The sequence below is a fragment of the Spectribacter acetivorans genome (assembly GCF_031846305.1).
Taxonomy (GTDB): Bacteria; Pseudomonadota; Gammaproteobacteria; order Nevskiales; family Salinisphaeraceae; genus Spectribacter; species Spectribacter acetivorans.
Window position 1 is genome coordinate 23,880 of record NZ_JAVRHY010000009.1, and the last position, 18,266, is coordinate 42,145.

17 protein-coding genes are annotated in these 18,266 nt (G+C 69.5%); 10 read left to right on the forward strand and 7 right to left on the reverse strand.

Annotated features, from left to right (window positions below; translation table 11 throughout):
• The first annotated feature begins 18 nt into the window (after positions 1-18).
• Positions 19-993: a hydrogen peroxide-inducible genes activator gene (locus RM531_RS10535; RefSeq protein ID WP_311659168.1), complete on the forward strand. Its 975-nt coding sequence runs from the start codon at positions 19-21 to the stop codon at positions 991-993.
• Between the two features lie 17 nt (positions 994-1,010).
• Here RM531_RS10535 and RM531_RS10540 read toward each other — a convergent pair whose 3' ends face one another.
• On the reverse strand, positions 1,011-1,805 hold the full coding sequence (locus RM531_RS10540; RefSeq protein ID WP_311659170.1) for a sulfite exporter TauE/SafE family protein: 795 nt from the start codon (positions 1,803-1,805) through the stop codon (positions 1,011-1,013).
• 62 nt (positions 1,806-1,867) lie between these two features.
• Here RM531_RS10540 and RM531_RS10545 point away from each other — a divergent pair, with 62 nt between their 5' ends.
• From RM531_RS10545 to RM531_RS10555, 3 genes are read left to right on the forward strand one after another with little or no spacing between them, the layout of a single operon-like run.
• Positions 1,868-3,817: a transglycosylase SLT domain-containing protein gene (locus RM531_RS10545; RefSeq protein WP_311659171.1), complete on the forward strand. Its 1,950-nt coding sequence runs from the start codon at positions 1,868-1,870 to the stop codon at positions 3,815-3,817.
• On the forward strand, positions 3,814-4,764 hold the full coding sequence (locus RM531_RS10550; protein WP_311659173.1) for a complex I NDUFA9 subunit family protein: 951 nt from the start codon (positions 3,814-3,816) through the stop codon (positions 4,762-4,764). The genes RM531_RS10545 and RM531_RS10550 overlap by 4 nt, the downstream gene beginning before the upstream one ends.
• Entirely contained in the window at positions 4,764-5,975 is a 1,212-nt protein-coding gene (locus tag RM531_RS10555; protein ID WP_311659175.1) for a multifunctional CCA addition/repair protein, read from the forward strand. The genes RM531_RS10550 and RM531_RS10555 overlap by 1 nt, the downstream gene beginning before the upstream one ends.
• 22 nt (positions 5,976-5,997) lie before the next feature.
• On the opposite strand, the gene RM531_RS10560 is transcribed toward RM531_RS10555, so the two are convergent.
• Positions 5,998-6,804 (reverse strand): undecaprenyl-diphosphate phosphatase, encoded by an 807-nt coding sequence (locus tag RM531_RS10560; RefSeq protein ID WP_311659177.1) that lies wholly within the window; start codon positions 6,802-6,804, stop codon positions 5,998-6,000.
• Positions 6,805-6,922: 118 nt separating this feature from the next.
• Between RM531_RS10560 and RM531_RS10565 the strand changes: the two genes are divergently transcribed.
• Entirely contained in the window at positions 6,923-7,648 is a 726-nt protein-coding gene (locus tag RM531_RS10565) for an SDR family oxidoreductase (RefSeq protein WP_311659179.1), read from the forward strand.
• Positions 7,649-7,703: 55 nt separating this feature from the next.
• Positions 7,704-9,695: a DUF1631 family protein gene (locus tag RM531_RS10570; RefSeq protein ID WP_311659181.1), complete on the forward strand. Its 1,992-nt coding sequence runs from the start codon at positions 7,704-7,706 to the stop codon at positions 9,693-9,695.
• On the opposite strand, the gene dusB is transcribed toward RM531_RS10570, so the two are convergent.
• Positions 9,692-10,669 carry a tRNA dihydrouridine synthase DusB gene (gene dusB, locus RM531_RS10575; RefSeq protein ID WP_311659183.1) on the reverse strand — a complete coding sequence of 326 codons (978 nt, stop codon included), beginning with the start codon at positions 10,667-10,669 and terminating at the stop codon, positions 9,692-9,694. The two genes, RM531_RS10570 and dusB, sit on opposite strands and share 4 nt — an antisense overlap.
• 54 nt (positions 10,670-10,723) lie before the next feature.
• Here dusB and RM531_RS10580 point away from each other — a divergent pair, with 54 nt between their 5' ends.
• Positions 10,724-11,242 (forward strand): BON domain-containing protein, encoded by a 519-nt coding sequence (locus RM531_RS10580; RefSeq protein ID WP_311659185.1) that lies wholly within the window; start codon positions 10,724-10,726, stop codon positions 11,240-11,242.
• 51 nt (positions 11,243-11,293) lie between these two features.
• Positions 11,294-11,626, forward strand: a complete 333-nt coding sequence (locus RM531_RS10585; protein ID WP_311659186.1) for a hypothetical protein — start codon at positions 11,294-11,296, stop codon at positions 11,624-11,626.
• 36 nt (positions 11,627-11,662) lie between these two features.
• Here RM531_RS10585 and RM531_RS10590 read toward each other — a convergent pair whose 3' ends face one another.
• From RM531_RS10590 to dinB, 3 genes are all read right to left on the reverse strand, one after another.
• Positions 11,663-12,961, reverse strand: coding sequence for an NADH:flavin oxidoreductase/NADH oxidase family protein (locus tag RM531_RS10590; protein WP_311659188.1), 1,299 nt, complete (start codon positions 12,959-12,961; stop codon positions 11,663-11,665).
• A 63-nt stretch (positions 12,962-13,024) separates the two neighbouring features.
• Positions 13,025-14,353, reverse strand: a complete 1,329-nt coding sequence (locus RM531_RS10595) for a sigma 54-interacting transcriptional regulator (RefSeq protein ID WP_311659189.1) — start codon at positions 14,351-14,353, stop codon at positions 13,025-13,027.
• 126 nt (positions 14,354-14,479) lie between these two features.
• Positions 14,480-15,628: a DNA polymerase IV gene (gene dinB / locus RM531_RS10600; RefSeq protein WP_311659190.1), complete on the reverse strand. Its 1,149-nt coding sequence runs from the start codon at positions 15,626-15,628 to the stop codon at positions 14,480-14,482.
• On the opposite strand from dinB, the gene RM531_RS10605 reads away from it, so the two are divergent.
• Together RM531_RS10605 and RM531_RS10610 are read left to right on the forward strand one after the other, a co-directional pair.
• Complete coding sequence (locus RM531_RS10605) at positions 15,627-16,688, forward strand: DUF3080 family protein (protein WP_311659192.1); 1,062 nt, start codon at positions 15,627-15,629, stop codon at positions 16,686-16,688. The two genes, dinB and RM531_RS10605, sit on opposite strands and share 2 nt — an antisense overlap.
• Before the next feature lie 58 nt (positions 16,689-16,746).
• On the forward strand, positions 16,747-17,757 hold the full coding sequence (locus RM531_RS10610; protein ID WP_311659193.1) for a ParM/StbA family protein: 1,011 nt from the start codon (positions 16,747-16,749) through the stop codon (positions 17,755-17,757).
• On the opposite strand, the gene RM531_RS10615 is transcribed toward RM531_RS10610, so the two are convergent.
• Complete coding sequence (locus RM531_RS10615; protein ID WP_311659194.1) at positions 17,739-18,113, reverse strand: hypothetical protein; 375 nt, start codon at positions 18,111-18,113, stop codon at positions 17,739-17,741. The two genes, RM531_RS10610 and RM531_RS10615, sit on opposite strands and share 19 nt — an antisense overlap.
• Between the last annotated feature and the right edge of the window lie 153 nt (positions 18,114-18,266).

Genomic DNA, 18,266 nt, shown 5'->3' on the forward strand with positions numbered 1-18,266 from the left:
CTACGACCGGAGCCCGCCATGACCCTCACCGAACTGCGCTATCTGGTCGCGCTGGACAAGGAACGCCATTTCGGCCGAGCCGCGGAACGGGCATTCGTCAGCCAGCCGACCCTGTCGGTAGCGGTCAGGAAGCTTGAAGCCGAACTCGGCATCGCCATCTTCGAGCGCAACCGCGGGGAGGCCGCTGTCACCCCGGTCGGCCGGCGCCTGATAGACCAGGCCTATCGCGTGCTGTCGGAAGTGGACACGCTCAGCGCGATCGCGGCCAGCGGCAAGGATGAGCTGCAGGGCCCGCTGCGGCTGGGGGTGATCTACACCGTCGGCCCCTATCTTCTGCCGCATCTCATCCCCACCCTGCGCACCCAGGTGCCCAACATGCCGCTGGTGATCGAGGAGAATTTCACCCGCAACCTGTCGCAGCAGCTGCGGGCCAACGAACTCGATGCCATTATCGTGGCGCTGCCTTTCAGCCAGCCCGGCCTGCTCGGCTGGCCGCTCTACGACGAGCCGTTCGTCGTGGTGCTGCCGCAGGGCCACCCCTGGGAAAAACAGACAGCCATCGAGGCTAACGACCTGTCCAGCGAGGAACTGCTGCTGCTCGGCCCCGGGCATTGCTTCCGCGACCAGGTGCTGGCGGCCTGTCCCGACTGCAACGAAACCGACCCCGACCAGCAGCCGCGCGCCGGCTCCAGCCTGGAGACTATCCGGCACATGGTGGCCAGCGGCCTGGGCATCACGGTGCTGCCGCAGTCCTCCATCGATGACCGCAACCGCGACGAGCAGCCGCTGCTCACCACCCGGCCGTTCGCCGGCAACGGACCCACCCGCCGGGTGGCGCTGGTCTGGCGGCGCAGTTTCCCCCGGCCGCGGGCCATCGCCGCCCTGCGTCAGGCGATCGTGGACTGCGAGCTGGGCGGGGTCACGCTGCTCCGGTCAGCCCCGCCGGTGGACGCCAACGACGCCGCGGTCGACATCGACAGCATCACCCTGTGACGATCCGCCGGCCGCGGTCACGCCGTCAGCAGCATATCCAGCCCGACGATCATCAACAGCACGGCGAAGGCCCGGCGTAGCCAGCTACCCGGCAAGTGGTGCGCCAGCCGCACACCCAGCGGCGTGAACACGAGACTGCCGAGCACGATGCCGGCCACCGCTAGCGGCTGCACGAAGCCGATGCTCCAGGCGCCGCGGCCCGGCTCGTCCAGGCCAACCCAGACCATGCCGACCGTCCCCGCCCAGGCGATGGGCATGCCGCAGGCCGCGGAGGTGCCCACCGCCCGGGCCATCGGCAACCGGCACCACGACAGGAACGGCACGGTCAACGACCCGCCGCCGATGCCGAGCAGGGCCGACAGCCCGCCAATGCCCCCGCCCACGCCGATCAACCCGGCCTTTCCGGGCAGCTCACGCGACGGCGAGGGCTTCATCTCGATGAACATGCGCACCGCCATGAGCACGGCCGCCATCCCGATCAGCCGCTGCAGAAACAGGCTGGAGATGCTATCCGCCACCGCCGCGCCCGCCAGGGCCCCGACGACCATCCCGGGCGCCAGCCAGCGGAACACCCGCCAGTCCACCCCGTCGCGGTGATGATGGGAACGGGCGGAATTGATCGCGATCAGGCTCACGCAGGCCAGCGACGTGCCCACCGCCATATGGGCCAGGGCGTTGCCATTCACCCCCAGCGGCGGCAACAGGTAGATCAGCGCGGGCACCATCACCAGGCCGCCGCCGATGCCGAACAGGCCGGCCAGCAGGCCAGCAACCATGCCCAGCAGGGCGAAAATCGCTAACGACAGGAGCATGCCCGCAGTTTACGCCATCGGTTACACTCGGCAGCCCCATCCGGTGGTGAGTCGCCAAGCCCATGCGCCTGTTCACAACTCTCTGCGCGCTGCTGCTGACAACCGGCGCCCAGGCTCTGACACCCGAGGCCGCGCGCGAGCTTTTCCGCGACCTGGAAGCCGCCGTGGCCCAGGGCGAGCTGGCCCAGCAGCAGGACGCGCTGGTCAAGCTGGCCGACTACCCGCTCACCCCCTACCTGCTGGCCGACGACCTGCGCCGGCGGCTGCGGCGTTCTCCCGACCCGGTGCTGGACGATCAGATCGATGCGTTTCTGGCCGAGCACGAACCGATGCCACCGGTTGAGAGTCTGCGCCGAGCCTGGCTCGACAGCCTGGCGGAGCGCGGACACTGGCCCCGGCTGCTCGAGCAGGTCCGCGACGATGACGGCACCGCGGTGCAATGCCACGCCACCCTCGCCCGCATCCGGCTGGACCAGGCGAGCGCGGCCGAACTCACCGCCCAGGGCCTGACGCACTGGCAGGTCGGGCGCAGCCAGCCGGAAGCCTGCGACCCCGTCTTCGCCTGGCTGGAACAGCGCGGCGAGCTCACCCGCGATCGGATCATCGAGCGGGCCCGGCTGGCGGTGCTGGCCGATCAGACCGGCCTCGCCCGCTACCTGGCCCGGCAGCTGCCCGAAGACCGGCAGGGCCCGATCCCGCGCTGGATCGACGCCGTCGCCAATCCCGGCGAGCTGCGCCAGATCGCCGCCCTGGATGGTGATATTGCCGTCCACGCCTACAAGAAACTGGCACTGCGGGACCTCGATGGCGCCGGGGACATCCTCCCGAGCCTGGTGCAACGCCTGGATCTCGACGCCGGACAACGCCACGAGATGCAGCGCTGGACCGCGCTCCTGCACGGCCAGGGTCACAACGACGAGGCACTAACCTGGTTCGCGAAGCTCGATCCGGCCCGCACGGACGACTTCGCCCGCGGCTGGCACGTGCGCAGCGCCATCCGCCAGCAGGCCTGGGACACCGCTCTGCGGGTGATCGATGCCATGCCGGCGGCCCAGCAGGAGGAAGAGGAGTGGCGTTACTGGCGGGGCCGCAGCCTGGCCGCGACCGGCCGCCGCGAAGCTGCGGAACAGGTCTACGCGGCGCTGGCGGGCGAGCGCTCCTATCACGGCTATCTGGCCGCCGACCGGCTGGATCTGCCCTATGATTTCAATCGCAATCCCCTGAGTCGGGATGCCGACAGCCAGCGCCGGCTGCAGGCGATTCCCGCGTTGCAACGGGCGCGCGAACTGCGGGCCCTGGAACGCGAGTATCCGGCCCGCGCCGAGTGGCGGCTGGGCACGCGCGACCTGTCGCCAGCCATGCTCGAGCAGGCCGCCCTGCTGGCCCATGACTGGAACTGGCACCCGCTGGCCATCATCACCCTGGCGGACAGTGACTACTGGGACGACCTGGACATCCGCTATCCGCTGCATTTACGCGATGCGGTCAGCGATGCCGCAACGACCAGCGGCCTGGATCCGGCGCTGATTCTCACGATCATGCGCACCGAAAGCCTGTTCATGGCCAACGCCCACTCCCCGGCCGGTGCCATCGGGCTGATGCAGCTGATGCCGGCCACCGCCCGGCGGGTAGCACAGGATATGGGCGAGGCCCGCCCGGGCATCGCCGATCTGGAAACCCCGGCCACCAACCTCCGGTTGGGTACCCGCTACCTGGATCAGATGCTGGAACGGTTCGACCGCCAGCCGGCACTGGCCATGGCGGCCTACAACGCCGGTCCGCACCGAGTGGATCGCTGGCTGCCGGAGGCCGCGATGCCGGCCGATATCTGGGTGGAGACCATCGCCTATACCGAGACCCGCGAATACGTGAAACGCGCCTTTTCCCACCTGATCGTCTTCCGCATGCGGCTGGATCAACCGGTCGGCCGACTGTCGGACCGCATGCCACCGGTACCGGCAGCCAGGCAACTGGAGGCCGCACGCGAGGCGGCCGACGAACGGGAGTCATGACCCCCGACGTCCCCCGACGCATCGGCGTGATTGGCGGCACCGGCTTCGTCGGCCGGGTACTGTGCCGGCGGCTGCGGGCCGACGGCCACCGGCTGGTAGTGATCTCGCGCAATGCTCGCCGCCACGCCGATCTGGACGACGGCGACGGCCTGCGGCTGCTGGAAGGCAACGCGTCCGACGCGCATTTCCTGGAGCACGCTTTTACCGGCTGCGATACCGCGATCAACCTGGCGGGCATTCTCAACGAACGGGGTAACAGCGGGCGCGAGTTCCGCGCCGTGCACGTGGACCTGCCACGAGTGCTGGGCCGCGTGGCCAAGGGCCTGAGCATACGGCGGGTGCTGCACATGAGTGCGCTGGGCGCCCGGGCCGGCGGGGCGCCCAGCCGCTATCTGCGCTCCAAGGGGGAAGGCGGCAACGCGCTGCAGGTGGAGCTGGGCGGCGCGGTCGAATGGACCATCTTCCGACCCTCGGTGATATTCGGCCCGGGCGATGACTTCACCCGCCGCTTCGCCCGCCTGTTGCGGCTGGCCCCGGGCGTGTTTCCGCTGGCCTGCCCCGATGCCCGCTTCGCGCCGGTGTACGTGGAGGATGTGGCGGAGGCCTTCGCCCGCAGTCTGGACAGCGAGCAGGTCAACCGCCAGCGCCTGGCGCTGTGCGGGCCGGAGGAATACACCCTGCGCGAGATCGTCGCGCTACTGGGCGAGATCACCGGCCATCCGCGCCGCATCCTGCCGTTGTCCGACCGCATGGCCCGATTCCAGGCCACCGTCATGGAACGCTTACCGGGCAAGCCCTTCTCCCGCGACAATTACCTGTCGCTGCAGATCGACAGTGTTTGCGAATCGGGCAGCGGCGATCGCGAGGGGTTTGCCGAACTCGGCATCCGGCCGCAGGCCATGCCCGGTCTGGTGCGGGGTTATCTGGGCCACCGGGACCGGGGCTGATGCAGACCTACCTGGTGGGCGGGGCGGTGCGCGACCGTCTTCTGGGGCTCGACGTCACCGAACGGGACTGGGTCGTGGTTGGCGCCACGCCGGAGACCATGACCGCCGCCGGCTTCCGTCCGGTCGGTCGGGATTTTCCGGTGTTCCTGCATCCGGATACCGGCGAGGAATACGCGCTGGCGCGTACCGAGCGCAAGGCCGGCCGGGGCTATCACGGGTTCGAGTTTCACGCCGGTCCCGAGGTGACCCTTTCCGAGGACCTGCAACGCCGGGATCTCACCGTCAATGCTATGGCCGAGGATGACCAGGGCCGGCTGATCGATCCGCATGACGGCCGTACCGATCTGGAAAATCGGGTCCTGCGCCACGTGTCGCCGGCGTTCGTGGAGGACCCCGTCCGCCTGCTGCGACTGGCCCGTTTCCACGCCCGCTTCCGGCCGCTGGGCTTTACCGTGGCCCCGGCAACCATGGCACTGCTGCGCCGGATGGTGGCCAATGGCGAGGTCGATCATCTGGTGCCGGAACGTGTCTGGGCGGAAATGCAGCGCAGCCTGGCCCTGGACGAGCCGCAGCAGTTCTTCCGCCTGCTGCGTGAAACGGGGGCGCTGGCGCGCTTGCTGCCGGAGCTCGACGCCCTGTTCGGCGTCCCCCAGCCGCCCCGTCACCATCCCGAGATCGACACCGGCGAGCACACCCTGATGGCGCTGGCCCAGACGGTGCGGTTGCAAGCATCACCGGCGGTTCGCTTCGCCGTACTCTGCCACGATTTCGGCAAGGCCCTGACGCCGGCGGACAAACTCCCCTCGCACCCCGGTCACGAGGCGGCGGGCATCGAGCCCGTTCGCGCCGCCTGCGAACGGCTCGGTGTACCGCGGGCCTGGCGGGAGCTGGCCTTGCTGGTCACCCGCTGGCATCTTCACATCCACCGCGCCGACCAGCTGCGCCCGGCCAAACTGCTGGATCTACTGCAGGCGGCCGATGCCTTTCGCCGCCCCGAACGGCTGGACGATCTCCTGCTGGCCTGCGAGGCCGATGCCCGCGGGCGTACCGGGCTCGAGGACCGGACCTACGAGTCGCCGGCACGCATCCGGCAGGCACTGACCGCGGCGGCGGCGGTGGACGCCGGACGGTTCGCAGCCGAGGGGCTCAAGGGGCCGGCCATCGGCGATGCACTGCGCCAGGCCCGCATCAAGGCCATTGCCGCAGCGTAGCCCGCGACCGACCGAGCCTTCCTCATGGCTCGAATCCGAATACCGCCAGCAACACCATGCCGAGCACGATGCGATAGATCACGAACGGCATCATCCCCATCCGCTGGAGCAGCGCCAGGAATAGATGAATGGTGATCCAGGCGGCGACAGCCGCCAGAAGCGCGGCCAGACTCAGCATGCCCCAGGGGGCGACCACCGGGTCCGCGATCAGTTGCACGGCTTCGTAGGCAATCGCCGCCGCGGTGATCGGCATGGCCAGAAAGAACGACACCCGCGCTGCATCCTGGCGCGACAGCCCCAGGGCACGGCCGGCCATGATGGTCATCCCGGAACGCGACGCGCCCGGAATCAGTGCCAGGGCCTGCGCCACGCCAATGCCCAGAAACCCCCGCAGGCCCAGATCGCCAGCCACGCGATCCGTGCGCGCGCGCCAGTCCACCCAGCCCAGAAGAACGCCGAACACGATACTGGCCAGGGCCACGACCCAGGGTTGACGCATCACCGATTCGCCGGTCAGGCCCAGCAGGGTGCCCACCACAACCGCCGGCACCGTGGCGAGGATGACGCCCCAGGCCAGACGGGCATCGGCATCGAATCCGCGACCGGCGAGGCTCGCCGCCCAGGCGCGCAGCATTCGCGCCACGTCGTGACGGAAATAACCCAGCACGGCAACCAGCGTGCCCAGATGCACTGCCAGATCGAAGGCCAGGCCCTGGTCCGGCCAGCCGGTGACCACCGGCACCAGAATCAGGTGGGCCGAGGAGGAGATCGGCAGGAACTCGGTCACGCCCTGAATCAGGGCCAGTACCAGAAGCTGCAGCAGATCCATTGCGTCCCTTGGGGCATCGACCGCGCCGAGCGGCGGCAGCGGCGGCTTGTTTCGCTACACTGGGTCCCGTCGCAACGGGCCGTGGCCCGCATCATACCCAGCCAAGTGAGTCATGTCCGTGTCAAGCGATCGAGCGCCCCTGTTCATTACCGGTGCGGGCCGCAACGTCGGAGCCCATATCGCCCGGCGTCTGCTCGCCGATGGACTGCCGGTGATCGCGCACTACCGGACGGCCACCGACGAGGTCGATGCGCTGGCGGCCGCCGGGGCCATGCTGGTCCGGGGTTCGCTTGATGACGAAGCCGGCATCCGTGCGGTGACGGACGCGGTCAACGGGCACACCCCGCGCCTGTCCGGCCTGATCCATAACGCCTCGCGCTTCGAACCCACGCCGGATGATCCCGGCACGGCGGCCGCCGCCTTCGCCGACTACTGGGCAGTGCACATGCTCGCCCCCTATCTGCTGACCACCCTGCTGACCCCGGCACTGGAACCCGTCGGCGATCGGGCGTCGGACGTGGTGATGATCACCGACATCTATGCCGACGACCCGACACCGAAACACGACATCTACTGCGCCACCAAGGCGGGCCTGCAGAACCTGGCGCTGTCGTTCGCCAAACGCCTAGGCCCCGGCATCAAGGTCAACGCTATCCAGCCGGGACCGATCAGCTTCACCGACTGGCACCAGCCCGAGGCCCGACAGCGCATTCTGGCCGACACGCTGCTGGGCCGGGCCGGCAATCCGGAAGCGATCTACCGGGCGGTGCGCGGGCTGATGGACAACGACTACATCACCGGCGCGATCCTGCCGGTGGACGGCGGTCGCCGCCTGGGCCGATGAGCCGCCGACCCCGAGCCGGCCGCCGCGGCCGTTGCAGCGCCTGACGCCGCCTGTCATGGCACGCGACCCAGCCACCGACGCCGGCCACGGCACCACCGGCCGCGCCGCGGCCGCCGCCTTTAACGACGCCGCGCTGGCGGCATTCGCCGGGCTGGTCGACAACCTGTTCGTCCATGCCGAGGAAACCGTCTTCGATCTCGTCGACGCGCGCGGCACGCCGGCACCACCTGCCGCCCGATTGCGGGCCCTGCGACGGGCACAGACCGCGGTGACCCGGGCCTTTATCGACGAAATCACGGACCGGCTGCGATACGGACCGCCACCGGATATGCCGGATCTGCCGGCCGCGCCGGCGTTCGAGTCTCTGATCAACGCGTCGGGCATGGCCACCCGGGCGGAAGCCGCCCATCGCGATGCCGTCCTGGCGCTGGAACTCCGCCTGGCCTGGCTGGCCGCTCGGCAGACCGAGGTGGCCGAGCGCGGAGCCAGTCCCCTGGCACTCTGTCAGGCGTTTGCTCAGGCCGTGGACACGGCCGGGCTCGACGACCCCGCGCGGGCCCTGCTCGACGACGTGTTCGAACACACGCTGCATACCGGACTGGGGGTTTGCTACGAAAATCTGCTCGCCGTTCTCGAACGCCACCAGGTGCCGGCTGCGCCGCGCCGGGTGCTGCAGGATGAGCGCAGATCCCCGTTGACCGCGGCCGCCACCGGCCGACGCGCCCGGCGGGACCAGATGCGCAATGCCGTGTCGCCGGAACAGCATTTCGGTGCCGGCGAGGTTCTGGCCATGCTGGAAAGCATGGCCGGGGCAACCTTCGACGCGGACACGCCCATCCTCGACCACCTGCTGGCGCAACTGCGCCGGGATCAGACCGACGCCGCGCCCCGCGGACTGCAGCCGGACCTGCGGGAACGCCTGCGCCTGGCCGATACGATCTGGCGGGACGCGCTCGAGGACGGCGTCGCCGACGCCGCAATCCGCCCATCGGTTGTCCGCCTGCGGCCGCTGCTGCTGCAGACGGCCCTGCTCGACCCGGGCGGGATTCGCGTGGGCGACCACGCGGCGCGCCGGCTGCTACAGACCGTCCCGGATGGGACCGCCAGCCGCAACGACTGGCCAGAGGCAATCGAACATCTGATCGGCTGTGTCGCGGACGATCCCGATCAACTGGAACCGCGGGTCGACGAGCTGGTGGCGGCCGCGACCGCGCATCAGCCGGCCGACTGGCGCGAGCGCCTGCCCCGGGTTCACCAGGTGATCCGGCTGGAATTCCGGCAACTGACCCTTGATCGGGTGCCCCCGGTGCCGGCCCAGCGCTTCCTGCTCGGCGCCTGGGCACCCCGCATGGCGGTGGCGTTGCTACAGGAGGGGCTCGGCGGCCCCGCCTGGCGTCTGGCCTCGAACCAGCTGGATCAGCTGCTGGATCTGCTGCAGCCGCCGGACTCGACCGACCAGGCCGACCATAGGCGGCCGGACCAGCAAAGGCTTCTGTCCGACCTGCGCAGCGCCCTGCGGCGCATCCGGTACAGCCCCGCCCGACTCACCGACGCGCTGGACCGACTGGTAGAGGCATTCGAGCAGGCCAATCAGGCGCCGCCGGCGCCGGCCGGGCGACCGCTGTCCATCTGGCAGCCGGATGACACGGTCTTCGATGACAGCGGCGCCCACGCGGGGGCGGATGAGCACTTCGAGCGGGTGGTGACAACCGCAATGGCCGCCCCCGGCACCGCGCGGGCTGCCGCCGAACCGGCGCCCGGGGCCCTTTTCGACGCCGTGGAACGGTTATGCCGACACGGCACCTGGTTCCGCTTCGAAACCGATCCCGTCGGTGCCGGACGCTGGATGAAGTTCGCCGCGCTGGACCGCGAACAGCAACTCGCCCGCTTCACCAACCGGCGCGGCGAGCTCGTTCAGGCCGTTCCGCTAGCCGATCTGGTCGCCGGTCTCAGGGCCGGGCGCGTACGCGCCATTGCCGATGTCGACAATGTCGAGACCCGTATCGCCGAGTTATTCGGACTGCATTCGGCAGAGGAGGACAACTAGGCGGCAGACTCGACCCGCAACGCGCCGCATACCCTCAGCAGCCGCAACTGCCGCGCCGCCGACTCGGCCTGCATCAGGTCGCGGTACAGCGGCCCCGGCGGCAGACAATCCTCCCAGTGCCAGGCAATGTGCTTGCGGGCGATACGCAGACCGCGGTATTCGCCATAGAAGTCATGCAGCTGCTCGACCAGCCATTCCAGCCAGGCCTGGCGTTCTGCCGGGCTCGGGGCGGGGCGATGCCGGCCGGTCGCCAGGAAGTAAGCAATGTCGCCGAACAGCCAGGGCTGGCGACAGGCCGCGCGGCCGACCATCACTCCGTCCGCCCCGGTCAGGTGCAGCACCCGGGCGGCAGCTTCCGGCGAATCGACGTCGCCGTTGGCCCACACCGGCAGACTCACCGCCGCCTTGATCGCGCGGATTGTTTCGTACTCGGCCCGTCCGTTGTAGAACTGGTCCCGGGTGCGGCCGTGTACCGCCAGCGCGGCGATACCGCTGTCCTCGGCAATCCGGGCGATCTGCACGCCATTGCGCGCCCGGGCCGTCACGCCGGTGCGAATCTTCAGGGTGACGGGTACCGACACGGCGCCGACCGTAGCCGCCAGAATCCGGCCCACCAGCGACTCGTCGGCCAGCAGCGCCGACCCGGCGGCCCGGCGGCAGACCTTCTTGGCCGGGCATCCCATGTTGATGTCGATGACGTCGGCGCCCAGGTCCACGTTGTAGCGGGCGGCATCGGCCATCTGACCCGGGTCGCTGCCGGCAATCTGCACGATGCGCGGCGAGGGTTCGCCGGCATGGTCCCGCCGCTGCCGGGATTTCGCGGTATCACGGGTGCGCGGATTGGCCGCCACCATCTCGGACACGGTCATGCCCGCGCCCAGGCTGCGGCACAACTGGCGGAATGGACGGTCGGTGACGCCCGCCATCGGGGCGGCTGCCAGACGATTGGCAATGGCATAGGGACCGATCTGCATGGCGGGATTCTACTGCCCCCGGCAGGCCGGCGGCATCGTGTAAGCTTTCGCCGCATGAAAAAGAATCACGCACTCCGCTACCGCCGTCTGCCCGCGATCGCCCTCGCCGCCGCCGTTCTGATCTTTCTCAACGGTTGCAGCGAGACGCCGCAGCAGCGCTACCAGCGGGCCACCGACGCCCTGACCGAGGCCCGCGACGCCCGCGAGACCGCAGCGGAAAACGTGGCCGAGCGCCGCCGCGCCCTGGATCGGGCGGAAAGCGACCTGGCGGCCGCCCGCGAGGAACTCGAGGCGGCCGAAGCGCGGGTGAACGAAGCCGAATCGGCCGTCAATGAGTCGGTCGATGACGACGTGCTGTTCCGGGCCGTCCAGCGCGCCCTGCTCGACGCCGACCGATTCGATGGCGCCGCCATCGCCGTCGGCGTGACCGATGCCGTGGTCACCCTGAACGGCACGGTGCCGGATGCGGCCACCCGCGAGGCTGCCGTGGCCACCGCCGCGGACTTCCCCGGCGTGGCCGACGTGCGTGATCAACTGGTAGTCGACAAGCCGGACCCGGACGGCGCACCCTGAACCGGTTCCCCGGCCGGTGTCGGCCGGGGCCACCCTGGGGAGGGGACGACCATGCTGACGATTTCACTCATCGTGCTGGCCGGCGCGGCCGCCGGCGGGCTGTTTCTGGGGCTGTCGAAACAGGTACCGGGATTCATGCGACTGGGCCACGGCGCCTTTGCCGGCATCGGCCTGGCCCTGCTGCTGATCGCCGCCCTGGGCGACGGCCGCAGCCTGGTATGGACCGCCTTTGGCCTGATCGCGGCCGGCTTTGCCGGCGGCGCGGTGCTGTTCGGTGCCGTGTTTCGCGACCGCAAGCCGCCCGGCTTCATGATCGCCGGGCATGGCGCCCTGAACGGTCTGGGCGTACTGGTACTGGCCTGGGCCGTACTCTACCCGGGCTGACGGGCGGGCCAATGCCCACCCGGCCGCCGGGTGGTGTCAGGCCTTTTCCTTGAGAAAGCCGCGGATGCGGAACGCGGTCTTGTATTCGTTGAACAGATGGCCGAACAGGCCGCGCAGCGCGCCCATGCGGTAATCCGCCTCGCGCCCGTTGCCGATGCGCAGCAACTGCATGTAGAACCAGCCCATCTGGCCGAAAACATTCATGAACTTCAGCGTCACGCTGCGGCTGGCCGGGCCCAGGAAACCGCCACCGATGTTGAGCTTGAGTTCCTGCTTCTCGGCCTCGTCGACCGTGCCTTCGAACAGACGCTTGACGAAGTGCGGGTCGGTCACCAGCGGCCGGCCGATGCCGAGGACGTCGGCGTCACCCGAGGCCAGCGCGGCTTCCATCACCTGGCGTGAACGAAAGCCCCCGGTCACCATGATCGGCATGGTGGCGACCTCGCGCACCTTCTTCGCATATTCCATGAAGTAGGCCTCGCGCTCGCGGGTGCTGGCCTTGGCGTCCGGGTCGGCGGTGTCCTCGTCGCCCTGATAGCCCACCATCCCGGGCTGCTCGTAGCTGCCGCCGGAGACTTCCAGCAGATCGATGCCGGCGTCGTTGAGCCATTTCACCACCTTGAGGCATTCCTCGAAGGTGTAGCCGCCCTTCTGGAAATCGGCGGAGTTGAGCTTCACCGCAATCGGGAATCCGGGCCCCACCGCCGCGCGGGTGGCGGCCACCGTCTCCAGCAGGAAGCGAGCACGATTTTCCAGCGACCCGCCCCAGTCGTCGGTGCGCTGGTTGACCAGCGGCGAGAGAAACTCGCTGATCAGATAGCCATGGGCCCCGTGGACCTGCACACCGGTAAATCCGGCTTCCTTGGCGGTGCGCGCCGCCACGGCGAAGCGTTCGATCAGTTCGCGAATTTCCGCATCGGTCAGCGGCTCGGGCTTGCCGTAGCTGCCCAGCAGCTTGAGCTGCACGTCCGACGGCGCCTTGGGATGGCGGTTGATGTACATCGGCGTCTGGCGGCCGGCGTGGGAAATCTGCATCCACAGATGGTTGCCGTTGGCGGTGCCGGCCTCCGCCCAGCGCGCCAGGTCCTCGCGCTTCTCGTCGGTATCGATGACCACGTTGCCGGCACGTTCCAGACAGTGACGATCCACCTGCACGTTGCCGGTGATCAGCACCCCGGCGCCGCCCTCCGACCACAGCCGGTAGAGCCGTTCATGGCGCTCGGTCGCGCGCAGCCGGTTGTCGGCCAGGCCCTCGGTCATCGCCGCCTTGCACATGCGGTTGGGCAGGGTGACGCCGCAGGGCAGTTCCAGCGGCTGCTGAAGGGGATCGCTCATGATGCTGTTCGTCCTCGGCAAAACAAGCGGGCATGTTAGCGCACCGCGCGGCCGATCGGACGATCAACCCGGCGCGGCGTCCCCCAGCCCGCTGTCGCCGGCCCGGGTGTAGATCGCGTGGCTGGCGTGTTCGGCCGGCTCCCAGAGATTCATCGCGCGAGCCACCTGATCGGCCTCGATCAGCGGCAGGCGCTCGGTGGCCGCGGACACGAACGCGGTCTCGGCCACCCGCATCAGGGCCCGGGTGTTGCCGCGCCAGGGGCAATCGCGGATCAGCGCCCAGGCCTCGTCGGTAAGGCCCGCCGGCGGCTGCCAGCTGGTGGCCTTCGACCCCATCCCGGCCAGGGTGGCGGCCAGCACCGCGATCAGATCCTCCTGGCGCACGGACAGATCGGCCAGATGCAGGATCACCGCCCCCAGCCGCGCATGCTCGTCCAGATTGACCTGGCTGATCAGCGTATCCCAGGTGCGGTTGGAGGCGAACACTACCGCGCAGCGCAGCGGCTGCTTGGCCGATGCCCCGTACGGCAGGTACTGGCCGGAATCCAGCGCCTCCATCAGCACTTCCATGACGCTGCCGGACACCCCGTGGGATTCATCCAGAAAGCACACACCCTCGCGCGAATGGGCGAACGCGCCGGTGCGCGATCCCGCGCCGGGGAATGCCCCGGCCACGTGGCCGCAAAGCAGCGACTTCATCGCTGCCTTGTCGTCGGTGGATTCCGAGGTGAGATTGACGGTGACGAAATTGCCCTGCGCCCGGGCGAGGTAGAAATAATAGGCCAGCGAGGTCTTGCCCGACCCCGGACCGCCCAGCAGGTAGACCCGCTCGATGCCGTTGGCCGCCAGTTCCGCCAGATGGGCCAGCAGGCCGCGCAGCTGGGGACTCAGGCAGTAGAAATACTTGTAGTCGGCGGTTTCCACCTCGGTGGACACGGGCATCGCCACCACATTGGGGCCGATAACGGGGGCGAGCCGGTCCTCCAGCGCCGCGGCAACCGCCAGCGGATCGGCGTCCACCACCAGCCGCAGACCGTCGATGCCATCCGCCGGGGCGTTGCGCGTCAGCCAGGCGCCGAAAGCCGTGAGCTGACCCGGCGCCAGTCCCACGACCAGCACCGGCCAGCCGTCGTCCCGGCTAGCGCGCGCGGCCTTGACCCGAGGCGCCAGCTGATCCAGCGCCTCGGGCTCGGGGAACAGCGCCACCACCGCCCGGGCGTCACGCAGCGCCTTGTCGGTGACCTGGCTGGCCTGGAGCGCGACAACGTCGCTGCCGGCGGCAGCGACCAGCGCCTGATTCAGCGCCTCGTCACCGGCCTGAGCCGGTGGCGCCACCAGCAGCACCGCATCCCCGGCGCCGGCGCCGGCGTTCTTCCTGCGATTGCCAAACATGACCACTCCCGTGACGGTTGATGGGCGAAGCGGTCGACCACTCCGGTAATCCGCAATTTACGCAACCACGCGCCGGCGCGCAGCCCGTAGCCGACCGGACCGCCCTGTCACAGTCATCGGCAGACCTCAGTCGTCGAACAGCCCTGCCTGTCCGCCAGTGGGGGCCAGCGTAACCAGATCGCCCACGGTAATGCCCAAAAGCCGAGCCGGGCGGATGCCGGCATCGGTACGCCGCAGCAGCGCGGCCGCCACCGAACGCAGCCACTCGGGCCGATGATCAGGCACCGGGAGCGTGGCGCTGCGGGTCACGGTGTCGAAATTGGCATAGCGCAGTTTCAGCGTCACCCGCCGGCCGCCAACACCGCCGTCCGCCAGACGTCGGGCCACCTTGGCGGCCAGCTCGTCCAGCACCGCGTCGAGCGCCGCCGGATCGCGCAAATCACGATCGAATGTGGTTTCCGCCCCCACCGACTTGCGCGGTCGATCGGGCCGCACGGGCCGGGTGTCCTCGCCCCGCGCCAGTTCCCCCAGCCGGGTACCCGCGCGGCCCAGTGCCGCGGCCAGGCCGGCGGCGGGATAGGCGGCCAGGTCATGGCAGGTGGTCAGGCCCAGTGCCGTCAGCCGCCGCGCCGTGGCGGGCCCCACCCCGGGCAGGCGTGCTACCGGCAGCTCGTTGAGCAACGCGGCTGCCTGGCCCGGTGCGATGACGGTCAGCCCGTCCGGTTTTTCCATCGCGCTGGCCAGCTTGGCCAGCATCTTGTTGGTGGACACCCCGGCGCTGGCGGTCAGGCCGGTGGTGTCGCGGATGCGCTGCTTGAGCAGTCGCGCGATGCGGGTGGCGGAGCCTTCGCAGACGTCCGACCCGGTGACGTCCAGATAGGCCTCGTCCAGCGACAGCGGCTCCACCAGCGGCGTGACCTCCCGGAACAGGGCCTGGATCTGGCGCGACACGGCGCGATAAACGTCGAACCGCGGCCGCACCACCACCGCTTCGGGGCACAGCCGCAGGGCGCGGGCGCAGGGCATGGCCGAATGAATTCCGAACCTGCGGGCCTCGTAGCTGGCCGCGGCCACCACGCCCCGTCCCTCGGGCCGGCCGCCCACGATCACCGGCCGACCGGCCAGGCTCGCATCATCCCGCTGTTCCACCGAGGCGTAGAAGGCATCCATGTCCACGTGCAGAATCTTGCGCACGGTCCCGGCCTCGGCCGGCGCGCGTACACTGGCGGACCCGCCGGCGTCTGGCGCCGGCTCGACGCCGTTTCGTGTGTTCATGCCGATCGCATCCGTCCTGCCGACAGCCCTGACACCGCGATTGTACCGCCGGCCGGCGCTGATCCTGATCGCCCTGCTGACCGCCGCCTGCGGACCAGCCGATCCGATGGAGGACTACGCCGACCGGGTGGCACGGGTGCTCGATCAACCGGTGACCCCGGCGGCGCCCTCCCTGCCCCGCTACCCTCGGCCGCGCGACCGGCATCTGCCCGTGCCGCCCGAGCGCACTGGCTGGATCGGCTACTTCCAGCTCAAGCGCTGCGGCCTGCTGGGTCTGATCGGTCAGCGCAACAGCATCCTGGGCCGGGTGGCACCCCCGGCCCGGCGCCTGGACTACGAACGCACGCTGCTCGCCGGCCTGCGCGCCTGCCGGCCAGATACACGCGAGGCGGCGGCCGATCCCGAATTTGCCGCCCGGCTGGACGAACTCATCGCCACCAAACAGGCGCAGCTGCCGAACGTGATCTGGAACGCCACGCTGGGCGCGGACGCCGTGGCCGACGCCTTCAGCCTGGCGGCCGGCCGCCTCCCGGTCACGACCGACGTGATGCCCGGCGAGTCGCTCGCGGCGCTGGCCAAACTGACCCGCGCGGCGCGTACGCCGCAGCCGCCGGAAACGCTGGAACCCGCCTACCGGGTGCTGGAAACCCGTCATTACGGCGGGCGGCTGCTGCAGTCGGTGGCCGCGGTCACCGCCACGCTGGACGCCGTCACCACAGCAATCGAGCAACGGCAGGACCGGCGGCCCCTGTGTTTCCGCGGGCAGGCCAACCGCCAGGCCCGCATTGCCGAAACCGTGCTGCGCGAGTTCTACATCGCCGGCCTGCAACCCCACATGGCCGCGCTATCCGACGCCGGCCGGCTGTGGCACGAGGCCCTCGACGCCCTATTCGCGTCCCAGTCGGTGACCGTTCCCGAGGCAATCACCCGTTATCGTGACCGCGCCCTGGGCGAGTCCAGCCGCGTATGGCGCCACTACCGGCGCGCCTCGCGGGAACACGGTCAGGCCTGGACGGAATTGCTCGACAGTTGCGGCCTGGCCCCCGAGCGCGGCTTTTGACCACCGCAAACCCCCGTGCTACAAGGTGTTTCCGCACTCAACCCGCAGCTCGTGACGCGTGAAAATCATCGGTCTGGATATCGGTTTCGGCTTCACCAAAGTCACCGACGGCCACCGGCGTGAACTGTTCAAGTCGGTGATCGGCGAGGCCACGGACATCCAGTTCCGGGCCCCGATCGGCAACAGCGGCCGGGACGAGGAACATCTGCACCTGACCGTGGACGACGAAGCCTTCTTCGCCGGCGACCTCGCCGAACGCCAGTCCAGCGTGCGCAGTTTCACCCTGGATCAGGACCAGCTGATCGCCGGCTACGCCAAGCGGCTGGCGCTGGCCGGCCTCACTCGTCTGGTGGGCGACAACGACCCGGTTCACGTGGTGACCGGCCTGCCGGTGCGCTATTTCCGGCGCCATCGCGAGGCCATCAGCAATCTGCTCACCGGGTCGCACAAGCTGACCCTGCACGATGTCGCCGGCAAGGCGCAGGAAATCACGTTGCGGGTGGACAAGGTACGGGTGGTACCGCAGCCGTTCGGGTCATTCTTCGGCGCCATGCTCAACGACATCGGCCGGGTGGCCGAGGCGCGCTTTGCCCGCGACAAGATCGGCATTATCGACATCGGCTTTCGCACCGCCGACTACAGCATTGCCGACCGCACCCGCTATTCCGAGCGCGGCAGCGGCACCTCGGATGCCGGCATTGCCCGCGCCTTCGAGCCCATCGCCGCCGCCCTGCAGGAGCGCAGCGGCGTCTCGGTGGAACTCTACCGCCTGTACGACGCGGTACAGTCCGGCAGCATCAAGATCCGCGGCAACAGCTACGACCTGGCCCGCATTACCGAACGGGCCTTCGGCCAGCTGGCCGCGGCGATTGCCGGCGAGGTCAACCGGCTGTGGGCAGACGACTGGGATGTCGACGCGGTACTTCTCGCCGGCGGCGGCGGGGCCGTACTGGCCCCGTACCTGCAGCCGCTGCTGGAGCACGAGGTTCTGCCGCTACCCGAACAGGATCCCCGCTTCGCCAACGTCAACGGCTACTGGAAATACGGCGTTCACCTCTGGAAGCGGTAGACCCGCGGGTTCGGCGCGAAGCGGCAGTCGCCGTATCGGCAGCGCCGGGGCTCATGGCCGTACCAGCGGCCCCGGTCATGGCGATAGTGATGACCACCGAACGCCGGGGCGCGCCAGTGGCGCTGCTGATAGATGGTGTTCGGCCCCAGAATGATCACGGACCGGTGGTGGCTGCGCGACTCGTAATGGCGCGGCAGCACTAGCCCCAGACTACCGTGCTTGCCCCGGTAGTGAACGGACGGGGCCTGCGGCGCCAGCCGATGACCGTGCCAGCCGGCACCGCCCGCCAGCGCCGGCGGCATTGCCGTGAACAACAGCAAGCCGGCGACAACGGCTGCGGCGAGGGATCGGGACATGGCAAACTCCGGTGAAGGATACGAACCTCGCGTATAGCGAGATGGTCATGAACCGGCGCTGAACGCCCGCGGCTTGCGCGTTCAGACTCGGTTCAGGGGGGACGGGCTAGGCTGCAGCCACGATTCGCGGACAACCGTGAATCCGCTACAGTC